Source organism: Cedecea colo (assembly GCF_011808225.1).
In the GTDB taxonomy this organism is placed as follows: Bacteria; Pseudomonadota; Gammaproteobacteria; order Enterobacterales; family Enterobacteriaceae; genus Dryocola; species Dryocola colo.
In genome coordinates, this window is sequence record NZ_SOYS01000008.1 from 14,724 (window position 1) to 32,810 (window position 18,087).

The following is an 18,087-nucleotide window of genomic DNA, read 5'->3' on the forward strand; positions in this document are numbered from 1 at the left end:
GGCACTCAAACCCTGAGCTTGCTCATATTACAGAGTTCGGGTGGCTTTTCGATTACGTGTGGAAATTAGGTTTGGGGAGACATTACCTCGGATGAGCGAGCAGTTAACGGATCAGGTCCTTGTCGAACGGGTCCAGAAAGGAGATCAGAAGTCCTTCAATTTACTGGTAATTCGTTATCAGCATAAGGTGGCGAGCCTGGTTTCCCGTTATGTCCCGTCCGGGGATGTCCCGGATGTGGTGCAGGAAGCTTTTATTAAAGCTTATCGTGCGCTGGATTCTTTCCGCGGCGATAGCGCGTTTTACACGTGGTTGTACCGCATTGCGGTCAACACGGCGAAAAATTACCTGGTTGCTCAGGGCAGGCGTCCTCCGTCCAGCGATGTGGATGCAATAGATGCTGAAAACTTCGAAAGCGGCAGCGCGCTGAAAGAAATTTCGAACCCTGAGAATTTAATGTTGTCTGAAGAACTGAGACAAATAGTTTTCCGTACTATTGAGTCGCTCCCCGAAGATTTACGCATGGCCATTACGCTGCGGGAGTTGGATGGTTTGAGCTATGAAGAAATAGCCGTCATCATGGACTGCCCGGTCGGTACAGTGCGATCGCGTATTTTCCGCGCGCGGGAAGCTATTGATAATAAAGTTCAACCGCTTATCAGGCGTTGACGATAGCGGGTTACTGGAAGGGTATTTAGGTATGCAGAAAGAACAGCTTTCCGCTTTAATGGATGGGGAGACTCTGGATAGCGAGCTGCTGAACACATTATCGAAAGATAACAACTTGCAGCATAGCTGGGAGAGCTACCACCTAATCCGCGACACCATGCGCGGAGATACCAGTGAAATTCTTCATTTTAATATTGCGGCTAACGTTATGGCTGCAATCGAAAATGAACCAGCGCGTCAGGCCACGCCACTGATACCGGAACAACAGCCCCAGCCGCAGCAATGGCAGAAAATGCCGTTCTGGCAAAAGGTGCGTCCGTGGGCCAGCCAGCTTACCCAGATGGGAGTGGCGGCATGCGTATCGCTTGCGGTTATCGTTGGGGTGCAGCACTATAACGGTCAGTCAGACAATCCTGCGCAGCCGGAAACACCGGTATTCAACACGCTGCCAATGATGGGCAAAGCCAGCCCGGTAAGCTTAGGCGTACCGTCTGACAGCACTGCCAGCACGGGTCAGCAGCAGGTGCAGGAACAGCGTCGTCGTATCAACGCTATGCTGCAGGATTATGAATTGCAGCGTCGTTTACACGCCGAGCAACTCCAGTTTGAACAGGCACAAACCCAGCAGGCTGCTGTGCAAGTACCAGGAAACCAAACTTTAGGAACTCAATCGCAGTAATGAAGCAACTTTGGTGTGCTCTGTCCCTGGTGGCGGGCAGCCTGTTGTTCACCTCCAGCGCCTCGGCGGATACCGTTTCGTCCGGGGCGTTGTTGCAGCAGATGAACCAGGCGAGTCAGTCACTCAATTATGAGTTGGCGTTTATCAGTATCAATAAGCAGGGGATAGAGTCCTTACGCTATCGTCATGCCCGGCTGGATAACCGACCGCTTGCACAATTACTTCAAATGGATGGCCCTCGTCGGGAAGTTGTCCAGCGCGGTAGCGAAATCAGCTACTTTGAGCCTGGGCTGGAACCGTTCACGCTGAACGGGGATTATATCGTCGACTCCCTGCCTTCTATTGTCTATACCGATTTCAAACGCCTGACGCCGTATTATGACTTTATCTCCGTGGGCCGCACGCGTATTGCCGACAGGCTTTGTGAAGTCATCCGCGTCGTTGCCCGTGACGGTACACGTTACAGTTACATCGTCTGGATGGACGCCGAAACTAAGCTGCCGCTACGCGTCGATTTACTCGACAGAGACGGTGAAACGCTGGAGCAGTTCCGCGTGATTTCATTTTCGGTGAATGAACAGGTAAGCGGAATGATGCAAAAGCTTGCCAAAGCGAGCCTGCCGCCGCTGCTTTCCATGCCGGGCGGTGAAAAATCCAACTTCTCCTGGGCACCAACCTGGCTGCCGCAAGGTTTCAGCGAAGTTTCCAGCAGCCGCCGGCCTTTACCCACCGTTGATGTGCCCATTGAGTCACGCCTTTATTCAGATGGCTTGTTTAGCTTCTCTGTGAATATCAGCCGTGCAGGTACTGCCAGCGGCGATCAGCTGCTGCGCACCGGGCGTCGCACCGTTAGCTCTGTTGTGCGTAATAAAACAGAAATTACCATCGTGGGTGAATTACCGCCGCAAACGGCCAAACGTATTGCGGACAGCATCAAATTCAGGACGGCTCCATGATCAAAGAATGGGCGACCGTTGTCTCCTGGGAAAAAGGCGAGGCGCTGCTGCGTTGCGACGTAAAAGCGTCATGCAACAGTTGCGCATCGCGCGCGGGCTGCGGCAGCAGATTGCTCAACAAGCTTGGGCCGCAAAATCATCATCTCCTGTCGGTCGCAAGTGAACAGCCGCTGGTAGAAGGGCAGAAAGTCGAGCTGGGTATTGCCGAAGGCAGCCTGATCGGCTCTGCGCTGCTGGTGTATATGTTTCCGCTGGTGGGCCTTTTCCTGCTAGCTGCGCTATTTCAGGGATTATTCGGCTCCGATCTCGCGGCGTTTTGCGGCGCGGTGCTGGGCGGCATGGGCGGTTTTCTTCTGGCTCGCGGCATTTCTGCAAAGCTGAGCCATCGTGCAGACTGGCAGCCCGTTATTCTGAGCGTTGCGCTGCCTCCGGATGCGCTGCGCGTTGAGACAATCACTTCCGCAGATGACCGGTAAAATTCTGCTGGCCGTTATTCAATGCAACACTTCTGCCCGGCCTCTTTTCTTCTCACAGCTAAGCTTGCAGGATGAGCAGTTTCCTCGCTTTCTCGTTGTAGTGTAGAATGCGGCGTTTCAGGCAGAAGACAGCCATTGACATCATGCTCCGTACAGCGCGAAGCGCCGAGCTCTCAGGCATTTGTAAGGCATAAAAACCTCTAACTATGAAGAACATACGTAACTTTTCCATCATTGCCCACATCGACCACGGTAAATCGACGCTGTCTGACCGTATCATCCAGATTTGCGGCGGCCTCTCCGATCGCGAAATGGCAGCCCAGGTGCTGGATTCCATGGATCTGGAACGTGAACGCGGTATTACCATCAAAGCGCAGAGCGTTACGCTCGATTACAAAGCAAGCGATGGCGAAACTTATCATCTGAATTTCATCGACACCCCGGGTCACGTCGACTTCTCTTATGAAGTGTCCCGATCTTTAGCAGCCTGCGAAGGCGCGTTACTGGTAGTCGATGCCGGGCAGGGCGTAGAAGCCCAGACGCTGGCAAACTGCTACACCGCGATGGAAATGGATCTGGAAGTGGTGCCGGTACTGAACAAAATTGACCTGCCGGCAGCCGATCCTGACCGCGCCGCGCAGGAAATTGAAGATATCGTCGGCATAGATGCGACCGATGCCGTGCGCTGTTCCGCTAAAACCGGATTTGGTGTAACGGAAGTTCTCGAGCGTTTAGTGCGTGATATTCCGGGACCGGAAGGCGATCCGGAAGCGCCGTTGCAGGCGCTGATTATCGACTCCTGGTTTGATAATTATCTTGGCGTCGTCTCACTGGTGCGTATTAAAAACGGTACCATGAGAAAAGGCGATAAAATCAAGGTGATGAGTACCGGCCAGGTGTATAACGCTGACCGTCTGGGCATCTTCACGCCAAAGCGTGTCGATCGCGACGTACTGGGCTGTGGCGAAGTAGGCTGGCTGGTTTGTGCTATCAAAGACATTCTGGGCGCGCCGGTTGGCGATACCCTGACCCTGTCCCGTAATCCGGCAGAAAAAGCGCTGCCGGGCTTTAAGAAAGTCAAGCCTCAGGTTTACGCTGGCCTGTTCCCGGTCAGCTCTGACGATTATGAAAACTTCCGTGATGCGCTGGGTAAACTGAGCCTGAACGATGCTTCCCTGTTCTACGAGCCAGAAAGCTCAACGGCGCTGGGCTTCGGCTTCCGCTGCGGCTTCCTCGGCCTGCTGCACATGGAAATCATTCAGGAACGTCTGGAACGTGAATACGATCTGGATCTGATCACCACAGCACCGACGGTAGTTTATGAAGTTGAAACTACCAGCGGCGAAACGATTTATGTTGATAGCCCATCCAAGCTGCCGGCGCTGAATAATATTGCAGAACTGCGTGAGCCAATCGCTGAATGCCATATGCTGATGCCACAGGAATATCTGGGCAGCGTCATCACACTGTGTATCGAGAAGCGTGGCGTGCAGACCAACATGGTTTACCACGGCAACCAGGTGGCGCTGACCTATGAAATTCCAATGGCGGAAGTGGTGCTCGACTTCTTCGACCGCCTGAAGTCTACGTCACGCGGCTATGCTTCACTGGATTACAACTTCAAACGCTTCCAGGCCTCAGATATGGTGCGCGTAGACGTACTGATTAACGGCGAGCGTGTTGATGCCCTGGCACTGATTACCCACCGTGGTAACTCACAGTTCCGTGGGCGTCAGCTGGTTGAAAAAATGCAGGAGCTGATTCCACGCCAGCAGTTTGATATTGCCATTCAGGCGGCAATCGGCGCGCATATCATCGCGCGTTCCACCGTTAAGCAACTGCGTAAAAACGTTCTGGCAAAATGCTACGGCGGCGACGTAAGCCGTAAGAAAAAGCTGCTGCAAAAACAGAAAGAAGGTAAGAAACGTATGAAGCAGGTCGGTAACGTCGAGCTGCCGCAGGAAGCGTTCCTCGCCATTCTGCACGTCGGTAAAGACGGCAAATAACCTAAGGAGTTGGCATGGCGAATATGTTCGCCTTGATCCTCGTGATAGCCACGCTGGTGACGGGCATTTTATGGTGTATCGATAAGTTTATCTTTGCGCCAAAGCGTCGTGAAAAACAGGCGGCAGCGCAGGCTGCCACTGGCGAAACGTTGGATCCGAAAACGCTGAAAAAGGTTGGGCCAAAACCCGGCTGGCTGGAAACCGGCGCGTCCGTATTCCCGGTTCTGGCAATTGTTCTGATCGTGCGTTCGTTTATTTACGAACCCTTCCAGATCCCATCGGGTTCAATGATGCCGACGCTGTTAATTGGCGATTTTATTCTGGTCGAGAAATTTGCCTACGGCATTAAAGATCCTATTTACCAGAAAACGCTAATTGAAACGGGCCATCCAAAACGCGGTGATATTGTGGTCTTTAAATATCCGCAGGATCCGAGTCTGGATTACATTAAACGCGCAGTTGGTTTACCGGGCGATCGCGTAAGCTACGATCCGGTGGCGAAAGAAGTTACCGTGCAGCCAAATTGCAGCTCCGGCCAGGCCTGTGAAAACGCGCTGCCGATTACTTACAGCAATGTAGAGCCGAGCGACTTTGTACAGACCTTCGCGCGTAACAACGGTAGCGAAGCGACCTCCGGTTTCTTCCAGGTTGCGCAAAACGAAACCAAAGAAGGCGGTATTCGCCTGGCGCAGCGCAAAGAGTCGCTGGGTGACGTAACGCACCGTATTCTTACCGTGCCGATCGCGCAGGACCAGCTGGGAATGTACTACCAGCAGCAGGGTCAGCAACTGGCGACGTGGATTGTGCCGCCGGGACATTATTTCATGATGGGCGATAATCGCGATAACAGCGCCGATAGCCGCTACTGGGGCTTCGTTCCTGAGCAAAATCTGGTCGGTAAAGCAACCGCTATCTGGATGAGCTTTGAGAAGCAAGAAGGTCAGTGGCCAACCGGCGTTCGCTTAAATCGTATTGGCGGAATCCATTGATCAATTAAATCTATTCAGGTGACGACATCCCCGGTCGTTGTGTATAGAATATCCCCCCGTATTTAGGTTGGCTCCTCGCTGAGGAGCCACGGCACACGAAACAGCGTTGGGCTCCCTGGTTCAGGTCTGTTCCGTGTGCTGAATAATTGACGCATTCATTAATTGGTATCGCATGAACCCCATCGTAATCACCAGGCTGCAGCGTAAGCTGGGCTACACTTTTGTACATCAGGATCTGTTGCAGCAGGCTTTAACCCATCGCAGCGCCAGCAGTAAACACAACGAGCGGCTGGAATTTTTGGGTGATTCCATTCTGAGCTATGTTATCGCCAACGCGCTTTATCATCGTTTCCCTCGCGTTGACGAAGGCGACATGAGCCGCATGCGTGCCACGCTTGTTCGCGGCAATACGCTGGCAGAAATTGCGCGCGAATTTGAACTGGGCGAATGTTTGCGCCTTGGGCCGGGCGAGCTGAAAAGCGGCGGCTTCCGCCGTGAATCTATCCTTGCCGATACCGTTGAAGCCTTAATCGGCGGCGTGTTTCTCGACAGCGATATTCAGAACATTGAACGTTTGATCCTCTCCTGGTATCAAACCCGCCTTGATGAAATCAGTCCGGGCGACAAACAAAAAGATCCGAAAACGCGTCTGCAGGAGTATCTGCAGGGTCGTCACTTACCTCTGCCATCCTATCTGGTGGTGCAGGTTCGCGGCGAAGCGCACGATCAGGAATTTACTATTCACTGTCAGGTGAGTGGCCTGCCTGAGCCGGTTATAGGAACAGGCTCAAGCCGCCGTAAAGCGGAACAGGCTGCGGCCGAACAGGCGCTTAAAAAGCTGGAGCTGGAATGAGCGAAGAACAAACATTTTGCGGGTTCGTGGCCATCGTAGGTCGCCCGAACGTCGGCAAATCCACGCTGCTAAACCAGTTGCTTGGGCAAAAAATTTCCATTACCTCGCGTAAGGCGCAAACCACGCGTCACCGCATCATGGGCATCCATACCGAAGGGGCTTATCAGGCAATTTATGTTGATACTCCAGGGCTGCACATGGAAGAGAAGCGCGCCATTAACCGCCTGATGAACAAAGCGGCCAGCAGTTCCATCGGCGACGTTGAGCTGGTTATCTTTGTGGTTGAAGGCACTAAGTGGACCGCCGACGACGAAATGGTGCTTAACAAGCTGCGCGACAGCAAAGCGCCGGTTATTCTTGCGGTCAACAAAGTTGATAACGTACAGGATAAAAGCATCCTGCTGCCGCATTTGCAGTTCCTTGGCAGCCAGATGAATTTTCTCGATATCGTGCCCATCTCCGCCGAAACCGGGATGAACGTTGACACCATCGCCAGCATCGTGCGCAAGCGTCTGCCGGAAGCGATTCACCACTTCCCGGAAGATTACATCACCGATCGCTCGCAGCGCTTTATGGCGTCTGAAATCATCCGTGAAAAACTGATGCGTTTCCTGGGCGCTGAACTGCCGTATTCCGTTACCGTAGAAATCGAACAGTTCGTCACCAACGCGCGCGGCGGCTACGATATCAACGGTCTGATTCTGGTAGAGCGTGAAGGCCAGAAAAAAATGGTTATTGGCAATAAAGGCGCCAAGATCAAAACCATCGGTATTGAAGCGCGTAAAGACATGGAAGAGATGTTCGAAGCCAAAATCCACCTGGAGCTTTGGGTTAAGGTTAAATCCGGCTGGGCAGACGACGAGCGCGCGCTGCGTAGCCTCGGTTATACAGACGATTAATTGATGGAAGGCTGGCAACGGGCTTTTGTCCTGCATAGTCGCCCCTGGAGTGAAACCAGCCTTCTTCTCGACCTGTTTTCCGAAGAATCAGGGCGAGTACGCGTTATTGCCAAAGGCGCGCGTTCTCGCCGTTCCAACCTGAAAGGCACATTGCAGCCTTTCACTCCCTTGCTGGTACGCTGGAGCGGCCGCGGTGAAGTCAAAACGCTGCGCAGCGCCGAAGCGGTTTCCCTTGCGCTTCCTCTTGGCGGCATCTGCCTTTACAGCGGACTTTACGTCAACGAACTTGTCTCCCGCGTGCTTGAGCAGGAGACCCGTTTCTCTGAGCTTTTTTTTGATTACCTGCACTGCATCCAGGCGTTAGCCGGCGCTAACGGAACGCCTGAGCCTGCGCTGCGCCGCTTTGAGCTGGCCCTGCTGGGCCATCTTGGCTATGGCGTAGATTTCCTGCACTGCGCCGGAAGCGGAGAGGAGGTCGCAGATGCCATGACCTACCGCTATCGGGAAGAGAAAGGTTTTATCGCAAGCCTGGTGGTTGATAACAGCAGCTTTACGGGCCATGAGCTTAAGGCGCTGGCAAACCGTGAGTTTCCGGACGTTGCGACCTTACGCGCGGCCAAACGCTTCACACGTATGGCGCTAAAACCCTATCTCGGCGGCAAACCGCTCAAAAGCCGCGAACTGTTCCGTCAGTTTGTGCCCAAAAATCCATCACTCAAATCACCTCCCGACACGCAATAACGCCTGGCCGTAGCCACGCTTTCCATCCCCGGTGTACACTGCCAGACATATCATTCTGATCCCCGAGGATAGCTATGGCTGAATTATTGTTAGGCGTAAACATCGATCACATCGCGACCCTACGCAACGCACGCGGTACGGCCTATCCGGATCCGGTGCAGGCTGCTTTTATTGCAGAGCAGGCGGGCGCCGATGGCATTACCGTGCACTTACGTGAAGATCGCCGTCATATCACCGACCGCGATGTACGTATTCTGCGCCAGACCCTCGATACCCGTATGAACCTCGAAATGGCCGTCACCGAAGAAACGATCGCCATCGCCTGCGAAACCAAACCGCATTTCTGCTGCCTGGTGCCGGAAAAACGTCAGGAAGTGACCACCGAAGGCGGCCTGGACGTTGCCGGCCAGCTCGATAAAATGCGCGACGCCTGTAAGCGTCTGGCCGACGCGGGCATTTTGGTTTCTTTATTTATTGACCCCGACCATGCGCAGATTGATGCCGCCGTTGCCGTGGGCGCGCCTTATATCGAAATCCACACGGGTTGCTATGCGGATGCCGAAGACGAAGCAACGCTGGCAAAAGAGCTGGCGCGTATCGCCGGGGCGGCGACTTATGCCGCGGGCAAAGGCCTGAAGGTCAATGCCGGGCACGGGCTGACTTATCACAACGTGCAGGCCATCGCTCGCCTGCCGGAAATGCACGAGCTGAATATCGGCCATGCGATTATCGGGCGTGCGGTGATGAGCGGCCTGAAAGAAGCCGTTGCGGAAATGAAACGCCTGATGCAGGAAGCGCGTCGCTAATGGCGATCCTTGGCCTCGGCACGGACATCGTGGAAATAGCGCGCATTGAAAGCGTTATCTCCCGCTCGGGAGACAGGCTGGCGAAGCGCGTGCTGAGCGCCAACGAATGGAAACAATATGCAGCGCACCAGCAGCCGGTGCGTTTTCTTGCCAAACGCTTTGCGGTCAAAGAGGCGGCAGCCAAAGCCTTCGGGACTGGTATTCGCAACGGCCTTGCGTTTAATCAGTTTGAAGTATTTAACGATGCCTTAGGCAAACCACAACTGCGGTTCTGGGAAGAGGCGGAACGGCTTGCTGAGCAGATGGGCGTGCGGTCAGTCCACGTTACGCTGGCTGATGAACGCCACTACGCCTGCGCGACGGTTATTATCGAAAGCTAGATTTTATCGGCGTGATGGAGCTGAACAAATTTGTCCCACAGGCGTTCTTCGCTTTCCTGATGCGCCGGGTCAATGATGATGGTATTCACAATCGGGCAGACCTGCTGACAGGTTGGCGTTTCATAATGGCCCACGCACTGGGTACAGCGATCGGTATCGATCTCGTAAATGCTCTCCCCCATAGAGATCGCCTGGTTCGGGCACTCAGGCTCGCACATATCGCAATTAATACATTTTTTTGTGATAAGCAGCGCCATGGGGAAATCTCAGTAACAACATAAACAGGGCGGGCATTATACGCCCAATCCCTTCTCATACCAACTTCTTCACCAAAGCCTCGCTGTGCCGGATACGATCCGGCGCGTTTTCCAGATCCTGCTGAACAAGCGCCATAAAAAGTAAATCCGTCAGCATCATTTGCGCGCTGGTGGAGGAAATAGCCGCGCTGCGCGTCGCCAGTTCTTCAGCGATGGTGTACAAACAAAGCGTGGCGCGCTGCTGTAGCGCGTTTGGCGTAAAGCCGGTGACGGCGAGAATTTTTGCGCCTGTGCGTAACGTTTCATCGGCGGCGAGGTTAATTTCGCGCCGTTCGCCTGAATAGGAAATGGCGAAAAGGACATCGTCCGGGCTAAGCGCTTGCGCGGTGGCCAGCAGGGCGTGCATATCCTGTTCCGCGACGGCATTAATGCCGATTTTCATCAGCTTCCAGGCAAAATTTTTCGCAACCAGGCCCGATGCGCCAATACCGACAATCAGCACGCGCCGTGCGTTACGCAGCATTGCAACGCTTGCCAGCAGCTTTTCTTCGCTGTTGATATCAAGGCTTGCATGCATGGCGGCGAGATTATCTTTAATCAACTTTTCACCCACCAGCCTTAGCGGGTCGTCACCAAGGATCTGATTATGGACCGGCACGGAGTGGGGATCCTGGCCGCTGACCAGCGCCTCACTGATGGCAAGCTTAAGTGAGGGAAAGCCCTTAAAGCCCAGCTTCTGGGAGAACTTAACCACGCTTGACTGGCTGACGCCTGCTTCTCTGGCGAGAAGTTGAGAACTGAGATGACGGGATTTGTCGGGATTCGCCAACAGAAAATCTGCCAGTTTACGGTCACTTTGCGCCAGAGTGGGATAACGCTGACGAATACGCAGTAAACAATTCATTTCCGCTCCGTTGGATCAATGCAATAACAGGTCTGTTAGATGATAACGTAAATTACGCAGCTGAATGTATGTTGATTCCATTATTACGCTGTTAGATGGAATTAATTATTCAATCAAAGGGCGCCCGGCGATAGTTACCGGAAAGTTGTGAGTCTATCTGTTAGGCTTTGTGTAACGGTCGCCGTCGGAGACGTTTTATACGGCCTGGGGAAGTTAACCATTCAAAGGAGTTGCGTTTGGCAAACCAGAGCGAGCGTCGGGTAGTGTTTTTTGATTTAGATGGCACCCTGCATCAGCAGGATATGTTCGGCAGTTTTTTACGTTACCTGCTGCGTCATCAACCCCTCAATCTGCTGCTTGTTACTCCGCTTTTGCCGGTAATAGGCGCTGCGCTGCTGATTAAAGGGCGTGCCGCTCGCTGGCCGATGAGCCTGCTGCTGTGGGGCGCGACTTTCGGGCACAGCGAAGCGCGGCTTAAGCAACTGGAGATGAACTTTGTTACCTGGTTTCGTACCCGTGTGACGGCGTTTCCTATTGTGCAACAAAGGCTTACTGACTATCTCACCAGTTCCGATGCCGACGTCTGGCTTATCACCGGCTCGCCGCAGCCGCTGGTACAGCAGGTATATTACGATACGCTATGGTTGCCCAAAGTGAAGCTTATCGCCAGCCAGATTAAACGCTCGCACGGCGGCTGGGTGCTGACGATGCGCTGCCTCGGGCACGAAAAAGTAGCGCAGCTTGAGCAGCATATCGGCACGCCTCTCCAGCTTTACAGCGGCTACAGCGACAGCAAGCAGGATAACCCGCTGCTCTACTTCTGCCAGCACCGCTGGCGCGTCACCCCGCAGGGCCAGCTCCAGCAGCTTGAGTAACGCATTTCGCATCCGCTAAGCGGTGTGTATAATGCGCCGCGCCTTAGTTCCTCAGGAGTTTCCCGTGTCAAAAAGTGAATGTACCCATGAAGACTGGATGCGCCATGCGCTAACGCTTGCACAGCGTGCCTGGGATGAGGGGGAAGTTCCGGTCGGCGCTGTGCTGGTGCATGAGAATAAAGTGATTGGTGAGGGCTGGAACCGACCCATAGGCCGCCACGATCCAACGGCGCACGCGGAAATCATGGCGCTGCGCCAGGGCGGTATGGTGCTGCAAAACTACCGTCTGTTAGATACCACGCTTTATGTCACGCTCGAACCTTGCGTCATGTGCGCGGGCGCGATGGTTCACAGCCGTATTGGCTCTCTGGTGTTTGGCGCGCGCGATGCTAAAACCGGGGCGATTGGCTCGCTGATGGATGTGCTGGGGCACCCTGGCATGAATCACCAGGTCGGCGTTATTGAAGGCGTGCTGGCAGAAGCGTGTTCGGCAATGCTGAGTGATTTTTTCCGTGCCCGGCGTCTGGAGAAAAAGGCCCTAAAGGAAATGGCCCGTAAGGCGGAGTAGCCAGCTCCACCGGCGCCACCGCCGGATAAGCTTCAGCAAATTTTGCTTCCTGCGCCGCCTGCTTCTCTTTCTCCTGCAGATATCCTTCCAGACTTAACTGATACTTACGGATATTCTCAACGTACGCATAGGCTTCATGGCCGCGTGCGTAGCCGTAAGTGGTTTTGCTGTAGTACTGCTTCTGGCTTAACAGCGGCAGCCTCAATTTAACATCGGCCCAGCTATCGGGATTTCCTTTCAGTTTCGCGGTGAGCTGCCGCGCATCAAGCATATGGGCGTAACCCATGTTGTAGGCTGCCAGAGCAAACCAAATCCTTTCGTCTTCCGACACCGTTTCTGGCACTTTCCCCATCATGTCCTGCAGATAATGGCTGCCGCCGCTGATGCTCTGTTCCGGGTCGAGCCTGTCCGTCAGACCCAGACTTTGCGCGGTATTTTTTGTCAACATCATCAGGCCGCGCACGCCGGTAGGGGAGGTGGCCTGGCTATCCCAGTGTGATTCCTGATAAGAGATAGCGGCAAGCAAACGCCAGTCGATATCCGTAGCGTATTTTTCAAACAGCGGCCGAAGCTCCGGCAGGACGTTATCTACGGCGCTAAGGAAGGTGCGGGTATCGACATAATCGAAATCCCCAATGTGACCGAGGTATTTCTCTTCCAGGCGCGCCAGGATGCCGTCGCCGCTCAGTTTGTTATAAAAATCGAGAAGGGCTGCGGAAAGGCTATCGTCACCGTTGCGCACGCTAAACCAGGTCACCGGCTGCTCGTCGGTCACGTCCAGCGCTACCGCCAGCTGCGGATGAACGCGCTGGAAAATGCTGATGGCGATGGAGTCGGAAATAGTGAACGCAATGCTGCCGTCTATGACCTGCTGTAAGAGCCGATTGCTGGTGTGCTTGTTATCGATGCTCCACGACAGATCGGGGTATTTGCTCTCTTTCAGCGCCTGGAGATCGCTTAGCACGGCAAGACCTGACGATAGGACCAGCTTGTTCTCTTTTACGCCTGCGAGCGTTTTAGGGCGGGGGCTGCCCACGCGATAAACCATTTGCTGCGACACGAAATAGTAAGCCGGACCCGCCTGGTAGTGCTGGCTACGCGCGGTGTTATAGACCAGACCGGCGGCAAGTAAATCGGCATCGCCATTATCCAGATCGTCAAACAACGCATTGATATTCGGACGAACGGTGACCTGAAGCTTCACGCCAAGATAGTCGGCGAACTGTTGAGCCAGTTCGTAATCAAGACCCAGCGCTTTATGGTTCGCTACGCTATAGGTCAGCGGAGAAGTAATCGTACTGACGCGCAGAACTCCCCGCGCCTGAATAGCGGCGACGCGGTTTTCGGCTTTTCCGAACCAGGGAATAGAGGGCCAGAGCGCCACTGCCAGCAACAAGGTTACGGCACCGATAAGCAGATAATTAATTTTAAATTTTTTCAAAGGGTTAATCTTCTGCGGTGCCTCAGGACTTAGCTAACAATGGTCATTTACCGGGGCGGTTCAGTCAGCGGATGAGGCGCATTTTGCTTAACAAAGCGCCAGCGCGCAACTTATTCGGCTGTTTCGTACATTTATCGTACCGCATAAAGTAATGCGTTTATTTCTACGCAAACGGTTTCGTCACGGCGCGGTATTCTCTATAATGACGCCCGTTTTCCCCTTGCGCCCACGTGAGCGTCGCTCACGCTTGAAGACGAGAGATTTGATGATGGAAATTCTGCGTGGTTCCCCCGCTCTATCGGCATTCCGTATTAACAAACTGCTGGCCCGCTTTAAAGATGCCCACCTGCCGGTGAGCGACATTTACGCCGAGTATGTTCACTTTGCCGATTTAGACGCGCCGCTTGCGGCCTCAGAGCACGCACGACTGCAACGGCTGCTGAAATATGGCCCAACCCTTGCAGACCACGCCCCGACGGGCCACCTGATTCTGGTGACGCCACGCCCTGGTACCATCTCGCCCTGGTCCTCCAAAGCTACCGATATTGCCCATAACTGCGATCTTGCTAAGGTAAAGCGTCTGGAGCGCGGCGTAGCTTATTACGTCAGCGGTGAAACGCTGACTGAGGCACAGTGGCAGGAAGTACACGGGCTGCTGCACGACCGCATGATGGAAAGCGTGTTTGGTTCTCTGAACGATGGCGAGAAGCTTTTTTCCCATCACGAACCGGCACCGGTGCAAAGCGTTGACTTGCTGGGCCTGGGTCGCGGCGCGCTTGTGGAAGCCAACGTCCGCCTCGGTCTTGCGCTGGCGGAAGACGAAATCGACTATCTGCAGGACGCTTTTACAAAACTGGGCCGCAATCCAAACGACATCGAACTGTATATGTTTGCGCAGGCCAACTCCGAGCACTGCCGTCATAAAATTTTCAACGCCGACTGGGTAATTGATGGCGAACAGCAGCCGAAGTCGCTGTTCAAAATGATTAAAAATACCTTTGAACAAACGCCTGACCACGTGCTGTCTGCCTATAAAGACAACGCGGCGGTGATGGAAGGCTCACAGGTAGGGCGCTTCTTCGCAGACCGTGAAGCGGGCCGCTACGATTACCACCAGGAAGACGCCCATATCCTGATGAAAGTCGAAACGCACAACCACCCGACGGCGATTTCGCCATGGCCGGGCGCCGCGACCGGTTCCGGCGGTGAAATCCGTGACGAAGGCGCAACCGGGCGCGGTGCGAAACCGAAGGCGGGCCTGGTTGGCTTCTCCGTTTCTAACCTGCGTATCCCGGGTTTTGAACAGCCGTGGGAAGAAGATTTTGGTAAGCCAGACCGTATCGTTACGGCGCTGGATATCATGACCGAAGGCCCGCTCGGCGGCGCCGCGTTTAACAACGAGTTTGGCCGTCCGGCGTTAACAGGGTATTTCCGTACATACGAAGAGCAGGTTAACAGCCACAACGGCGTTGAGCTGCGCGGCTACCACAAGCCAATTATGCTGGCGGGCGGAATTGGTAATATCCGTGCCGATCACGTACAAAAAGGCGAAATTCCACCGGGTGCGAAGCTTATCGTTCTTGGCGGCCCGTCCATGAATATCGGTCTGGGCGGCGGGGCGGCTTCTTCTATGGCTTCAGGCCAGTCAGATGCGGATCTGGATTTTGCATCGGTACAGCGCGATAACCCGGAAATGGAGCGTCGCTGTCAGGAAGTTATCGACCGCTGCTGGCAGATGGGCGATGACAACCCAATTCTGTTTATTCACGATGTCGGCGCGGGCGGCCTGTCTAACGCGATGCCGGAACTGGTAAGCGACGGCGGTCGCGGCGGTCGTTTTGAACTGCGCGACATCCTCAACGACGAACCGGGCATGAGCCCGCTTGAAGTGTGGTGTAACGAATCCCAGGAACGTTACGTTCTGGCGGTAGCACCTGAGCAGGTTGAACTGTTTGACGAGCTTTGCCGCCGCGAGCGCGCGCCGTACGCGGTTATCGGTGAAGCCACCGCAGAAAAGCACCTGACGCTTAACGACGGCCATTTTGACAACCAGCCAATCGACATGCCGCTGGACGTGCTGCTGGGCAAAACGCCGAAGATGGAACGCAACGTTGAAACTCTGAAAGCGAAGGGCGATGCGCTGGATAGCAGCACTATTACTATTGCCGACGCGGTCAATCGCGTTCTGCATCTGCCGGCGGTTGCGGAAAAAACCTTCCTGATAACTATTGGCGATCGCACCGTAACCGGCATGGTTGCGCGCGACCAGATGGTCGGTCCGTGGCAGATCCCGGTAGCCAACTGCGCGGTTACTACCGCAAGCCTGGACAGCTATTACGGCGAAGCGATGTCCATCGGTGAACGTGCGCCGGTTGCATTGCTGGATTTTGCCGCATCCGCACGTCTTGCCGTGGGTGAAGCGCTGACCAACATCGCCGCCACGCAGATTGGCTCGCTTAAACGCATCAAGCTGTCCGCTAACTGGATGGCCGCGGCAGGTCACCCCGGCGAAGATGCAGGCCTGTATGAAGCGGTTAAAGCCGTGGGCGAAGAGCTTTGCCCGCAGCTTGGCATCACCATTCCGGTGGGCAAAGATTCTATGTCGATGAAAACCCGCTGGCAGGAAGGCAACGAACAGCGTGAGATGACTTCTCCGCTCTCGCTGGTTATCACCGCGTTTGCTCGTGTGGAAGACGTGCGCCGCACGGTAACGCCTCAGTTGAGCACGGAAGATAACGCCTTGCTGCTTATCGATCTGGGTGCAGGCCACAACGCGCTGGGCGCAACGGCGCTCTCTCAGGTTTATCGCCAGCTGGGCGACAAGCCTGCCGACGTGCGTAACGTTGAACAGCTTAAAGGCTTCTATAACGCGATGCAGGCGCTGGTGGCCGGGCAGAAACTGCTGGCTTACCACGACCGTTCAGACGGCGGTTTGCTGGTTACGCTTGCGGAAATGGCCTTCACCGGCCATTGCGGCGTGGAGGCAGATATCGCCGCGCTGGGTAGCGATCGTCTTGCCGCGCTGTTTAACGAAGAGCTGGGTGCGGTGATCCAGGTTAACGCGGCGGATCGCGCGGCGGTTGAACAAATCCTTGCCGATCACGGCCTGGCGGATTGCGTGCACCTGCTGGGTAAAGCCGTTGCTGGCGACCGTTTCACTATCACGGCGGATGGGCATGCCGTGTTCAGCGAAAGGCGCTCTACGCTTCGTATGTGGTGGGCGGAAACCACCTGGCAGATGCAGCGCCTGCGCGACAACCCGGACTGCGCGGATCGGGAGCATGAAGCGAAAGCAAATGACAACGATCCTGGCCTGAACGTGAAGCTGAACTTCGATATCAAAGAAGATATCGCCGCGCCGTTTATCGCCACGGGCGCCCGTCCGAAAGTTGCCGTGCTGCGCGAGCAGGGCGTTAACTCCCATGTTGAAATGGCTGCGGCCTTCCACCGCGCCGGTTTCGACGCCATCGACTTGCACATGAGCGATTTGCTGGCAGGGCGTCGCGGCCTGGAAGATTTCCAGGCGCTGGTGGCCTGCGGCGGCTTCTCCTATGGGGACGTGTTAGGCGCGGGCGAAGGCTGGGCGAAATCGATTCTGTTCAACCAGCGCGTGCGTGACGAGTTCGAAACCTTCTTCCATCGTCCGCAAACCCTGGCGCTGGGCGTGTGTAACGGCTGTCAGATGATGTCTAACCTGCGCGAGCTGATTCCCGGCAGCGACCTGTGGCCACGCTTTGTGCGTAACCAGTCCGACCGTTTTGAAGCGCGTTTCAGCCTGGTGGAAGTCAGCGCCAGCCCGTCCCTGCTATTAGAAGGCATGGCAGGTTCCCATATGCCAATCGCCGTGTCGCATGGGGAAGGACATGTGGAAATGCGTGACGCCGCGCATCTGGCCGCGCTTGAAAGCAAAGGCCTGGTGGCGCTGCGCTTTATCGACAACTTCGGTAAGGTCACGCAAAACTATCCGGCTAACCCGAACGGCTCGCCAAACGGCATTACAGCGGTAACTAACGAAAGCGGGCGCGTCACCATTATGATGCCGCACCCGGAGCGCGTGTTCCGTACCGTCAGCAACTCCTGGCATCCGGCGGAATGGGGTGAAGACAGCCCGTGGATGCGTATCTTCCGTAATGCCCGTAAGCAGCTGGGTTAATTATCATTCCCCGCTGCGGCGGGGTTATTGTCTACAAATCCCGACATAGCGTTCTTTTAGGTGTCTCCAGATGGAGACATTTAATTACTTGTTTTTAAATGGTTTATTTGGGGCGTTTTTATCGTGTTGCCGATTGACGACAAAAGGCCGAAAAATCGTGCGTAACAGATAGAGCTATCATATTAAATAAATATAATAAAAACAGCGGGATATAATTTTTAATTTAAAGCTGGCATGCATCCTGCATTAAATTACTCAGTGGCTCATTCACCCTCTTATGTCAGCCCTCTGTTTTCAGAGTTGTGCTACATAAACCATCGAATGATGCACTCAAGGTGCCTGCCGTCCACCTTTTGCCAACAGTCTTCGAGACCTGGCATACTCCGGGCGAAACGTTGAGTAAGGCACCGCCTGATTCCAGAGCAAAGGCAGGGTTT

At 54.6% G+C, this 18,087-nt stretch carries 18 protein-coding genes; 15 read left to right on the top strand and 3 right to left on the bottom strand.

Annotated features, from left to right (window positions below; genetic code table 11):
• Positions 1-26 precede the first annotated feature (26 nt).
• From rseD to acpS, 12 genes are all read left to right on the top strand, one after another.
• Complete coding sequence (gene rseD, locus E2L00_RS22015; protein ID WP_167613642.1) at positions 27-95, top strand: rpoE leader peptide RseD; 69 nt, start codon at positions 27-29, stop codon at positions 93-95.
• Positions 92-667 (top strand): RNA polymerase sigma factor RpoE, encoded by a 576-nt coding sequence (rpoE, locus tag E2L00_RS15790; RefSeq protein ID WP_167613297.1) that lies wholly within the window; start codon positions 92-94, stop codon positions 665-667. Before rseD ends, rpoE begins: the two co-directional genes overlap by 4 nt.
• A gap of 31 nt (positions 668-698) precedes the next feature.
• Positions 699-1,346 carry an anti-sigma-E factor RseA gene (rseA, locus tag E2L00_RS15795; protein ID WP_167613299.1) on the top strand — a complete coding sequence of 216 codons (648 nt, stop codon included), beginning with the start codon at positions 699-701 and terminating at the stop codon, positions 1,344-1,346.
• Entirely contained in the window at positions 1,346-2,302 is a 957-nt protein-coding gene (rseB, locus tag E2L00_RS15800) for a sigma-E factor regulatory protein RseB (protein ID WP_167613301.1), read from the top strand. Before rseA ends, rseB begins: the two co-directional genes overlap by 1 nt.
• Positions 2,299-2,778, top strand: coding sequence for a SoxR-reducing system protein RseC (gene rseC / locus E2L00_RS15805; protein ID WP_167613303.1), 480 nt, complete (start codon positions 2,299-2,301; stop codon positions 2,776-2,778). The genes rseB and rseC overlap by 4 nt, the downstream gene beginning before the upstream one ends.
• Positions 2,779-2,984: 206 nt before the next feature.
• Positions 2,985-4,784 (top strand): translation elongation factor 4, encoded by a 1,800-nt coding sequence (gene lepA / locus E2L00_RS15810; protein ID WP_167613305.1) that lies wholly within the window; start codon positions 2,985-2,987, stop codon positions 4,782-4,784.
• A 14-nt stretch (positions 4,785-4,798) separates the two neighbouring features.
• Complete coding sequence (gene lepB, locus E2L00_RS15815) at positions 4,799-5,773, top strand: signal peptidase I (RefSeq protein ID WP_167613307.1); 975 nt, start codon at positions 4,799-4,801, stop codon at positions 5,771-5,773.
• A gap of 172 nt (positions 5,774-5,945) precedes the next feature.
• Positions 5,946-6,626, top strand: a complete 681-nt coding sequence (rnc, locus tag E2L00_RS15820; protein ID WP_167613309.1) for a ribonuclease III — start codon at positions 5,946-5,948, stop codon at positions 6,624-6,626.
• Positions 6,623-7,525: a GTPase Era gene (era, locus tag E2L00_RS15825; protein WP_167613311.1), complete on the top strand. Its 903-nt coding sequence runs from the start codon at positions 6,623-6,625 to the stop codon at positions 7,523-7,525. Before rnc ends, era begins: the two co-directional genes overlap by 4 nt.
• A 3-nt stretch (positions 7,526-7,528) precedes the next feature.
• On the top strand, positions 7,529-8,266 hold the full coding sequence (recO, locus tag E2L00_RS15830) for a DNA repair protein RecO (protein ID WP_167613313.1): 738 nt from the start codon (positions 7,529-7,531) through the stop codon (positions 8,264-8,266).
• Between the two features lie 74 nt (positions 8,267-8,340).
• Positions 8,341-9,072: a pyridoxine 5'-phosphate synthase gene (gene pdxJ / locus E2L00_RS15835; protein ID WP_167613315.1), complete on the top strand. Its 732-nt coding sequence runs from the start codon at positions 8,341-8,343 to the stop codon at positions 9,070-9,072.
• Positions 9,072-9,452, top strand: a complete 381-nt coding sequence (gene acpS / locus E2L00_RS15840; RefSeq protein WP_167613317.1) for a holo-ACP synthase — start codon at positions 9,072-9,074, stop codon at positions 9,450-9,452. The genes pdxJ and acpS overlap by 1 nt, the downstream gene beginning before the upstream one ends.
• Here acpS and E2L00_RS15845 read toward each other — a convergent pair.
• Both E2L00_RS15845 and E2L00_RS15850 read right to left on the bottom strand, forming a co-directional pair.
• Positions 9,449-9,709, bottom strand: a complete 261-nt coding sequence (locus E2L00_RS15845) for a YfhL family 4Fe-4S dicluster ferredoxin (protein ID WP_167613319.1) — start codon at positions 9,707-9,709, stop codon at positions 9,449-9,451. The genes acpS and E2L00_RS15845 overlap by 4 nt on opposite strands.
• Before the next feature lie 55 nt (positions 9,710-9,764).
• Positions 9,765-10,613: a MurR/RpiR family transcriptional regulator gene (locus E2L00_RS15850; RefSeq protein WP_167613321.1), complete on the bottom strand. Its 849-nt coding sequence runs from the start codon at positions 10,611-10,613 to the stop codon at positions 9,765-9,767.
• Positions 10,614-10,849: 236 nt separating this feature from the next.
• On the opposite strand from E2L00_RS15850, the gene yfhb reads away from it, so the two are divergent.
• Entirely contained in the window at positions 10,850-11,488 is a 639-nt protein-coding gene (gene yfhb / locus E2L00_RS15855; protein WP_167613323.1) for a phosphatidylglycerophosphatase C, read from the top strand.
• A gap of 31 nt (positions 11,489-11,519) precedes the next feature.
• Entirely contained in the window at positions 11,520-12,056 is a 537-nt protein-coding gene (gene tadA / locus E2L00_RS15860; RefSeq protein WP_167613325.1) for a tRNA adenosine(34) deaminase TadA, read from the top strand.
• Here the strand turns inward: tadA and mltF are convergent.
• Positions 11,947-13,497, bottom strand: a complete 1,551-nt coding sequence (mltF, locus tag E2L00_RS15865; RefSeq protein WP_167613327.1) for a membrane-bound lytic murein transglycosylase MltF — start codon at positions 13,495-13,497, stop codon at positions 11,947-11,949. The two genes, tadA and mltF, sit on opposite strands and share 110 nt — an antisense overlap.
• Positions 13,498-13,762: 265 nt before the next feature.
• On the opposite strand from mltF, the gene purL reads away from it, so the two are divergent.
• On the top strand, positions 13,763-17,650 hold the full coding sequence (purL, locus tag E2L00_RS15870; RefSeq protein WP_167613329.1) for a phosphoribosylformylglycinamidine synthase: 3,888 nt from the start codon (positions 13,763-13,765) through the stop codon (positions 17,648-17,650).
• Positions 17,651-18,087: the final 437 nt, after the last annotated feature.

What these genes read in the sequence shown, in the direction of transcription:
- rpoE (WP_167613297.1), top strand. Translation starts at nt 92, where the DNA reads ATGAGCGAGCAGTTAACGGATCAGGTCCTTGTCGAACGGGTCCAGAAA.
- rseA (WP_167613299.1), top strand. Translation starts at nt 699, where the DNA reads ATGCAGAAAGAACAGCTTTCCGCTTTAATGGATGGGGAGACTCTGGAT.
- rseB (WP_167613301.1), top strand. Translation starts at nt 1,346, where the DNA reads ATGAAGCAACTTTGGTGTGCTCTGTCCCTGGTGGCGGGCAGCCTGTTG.
- rseC (WP_167613303.1), top strand. Translation starts at nt 2,299, where the DNA reads ATGATCAAAGAATGGGCGACCGTTGTCTCCTGGGAAAAAGGCGAGGCG.
- lepA (WP_167613305.1), top strand. Translation starts at nt 2,985, where the DNA reads ATGAAGAACATACGTAACTTTTCCATCATTGCCCACATCGACCACGGT.
- lepB (WP_167613307.1), top strand. Translation starts at nt 4,799, where the DNA reads ATGGCGAATATGTTCGCCTTGATCCTCGTGATAGCCACGCTGGTGACG.
- rnc (WP_167613309.1), top strand. Translation starts at nt 5,946, where the DNA reads ATGAACCCCATCGTAATCACCAGGCTGCAGCGTAAGCTGGGCTACACT.
- era (WP_167613311.1), top strand. Translation starts at nt 6,623, where the DNA reads ATGAGCGAAGAACAAACATTTTGCGGGTTCGTGGCCATCGTAGGTCGC.
- recO (WP_167613313.1), top strand. Translation starts at nt 7,529, where the DNA reads ATGGAAGGCTGGCAACGGGCTTTTGTCCTGCATAGTCGCCCCTGGAGT.
- pdxJ (WP_167613315.1), top strand. Translation starts at nt 8,341, where the DNA reads ATGGCTGAATTATTGTTAGGCGTAAACATCGATCACATCGCGACCCTA.
- acpS (WP_167613317.1), top strand. Translation starts at nt 9,072, where the DNA reads ATGGCGATCCTTGGCCTCGGCACGGACATCGTGGAAATAGCGCGCATT.
- E2L00_RS15845 (WP_167613319.1), bottom strand. Translation starts at nt 9,709, where the DNA reads ATGGCGCTGCTTATCACAAAAAAATGTATTAATTGCGATATGTGCGAG.
- E2L00_RS15850 (WP_167613321.1), bottom strand. Translation starts at nt 10,613, where the DNA reads ATGAATTGTTTACTGCGTATTCGTCAGCGTTATCCCACTCTGGCGCAA.
- tadA (WP_167613325.1), top strand. Translation starts at nt 11,520, where the DNA reads ATGCGCCGCGCCTTAGTTCCTCAGGAGTTTCCCGTGTCAAAAAGTGAA.
- purL (WP_167613329.1), top strand. Translation starts at nt 13,763, where the DNA reads ATGATGGAAATTCTGCGTGGTTCCCCCGCTCTATCGGCATTCCGTATT.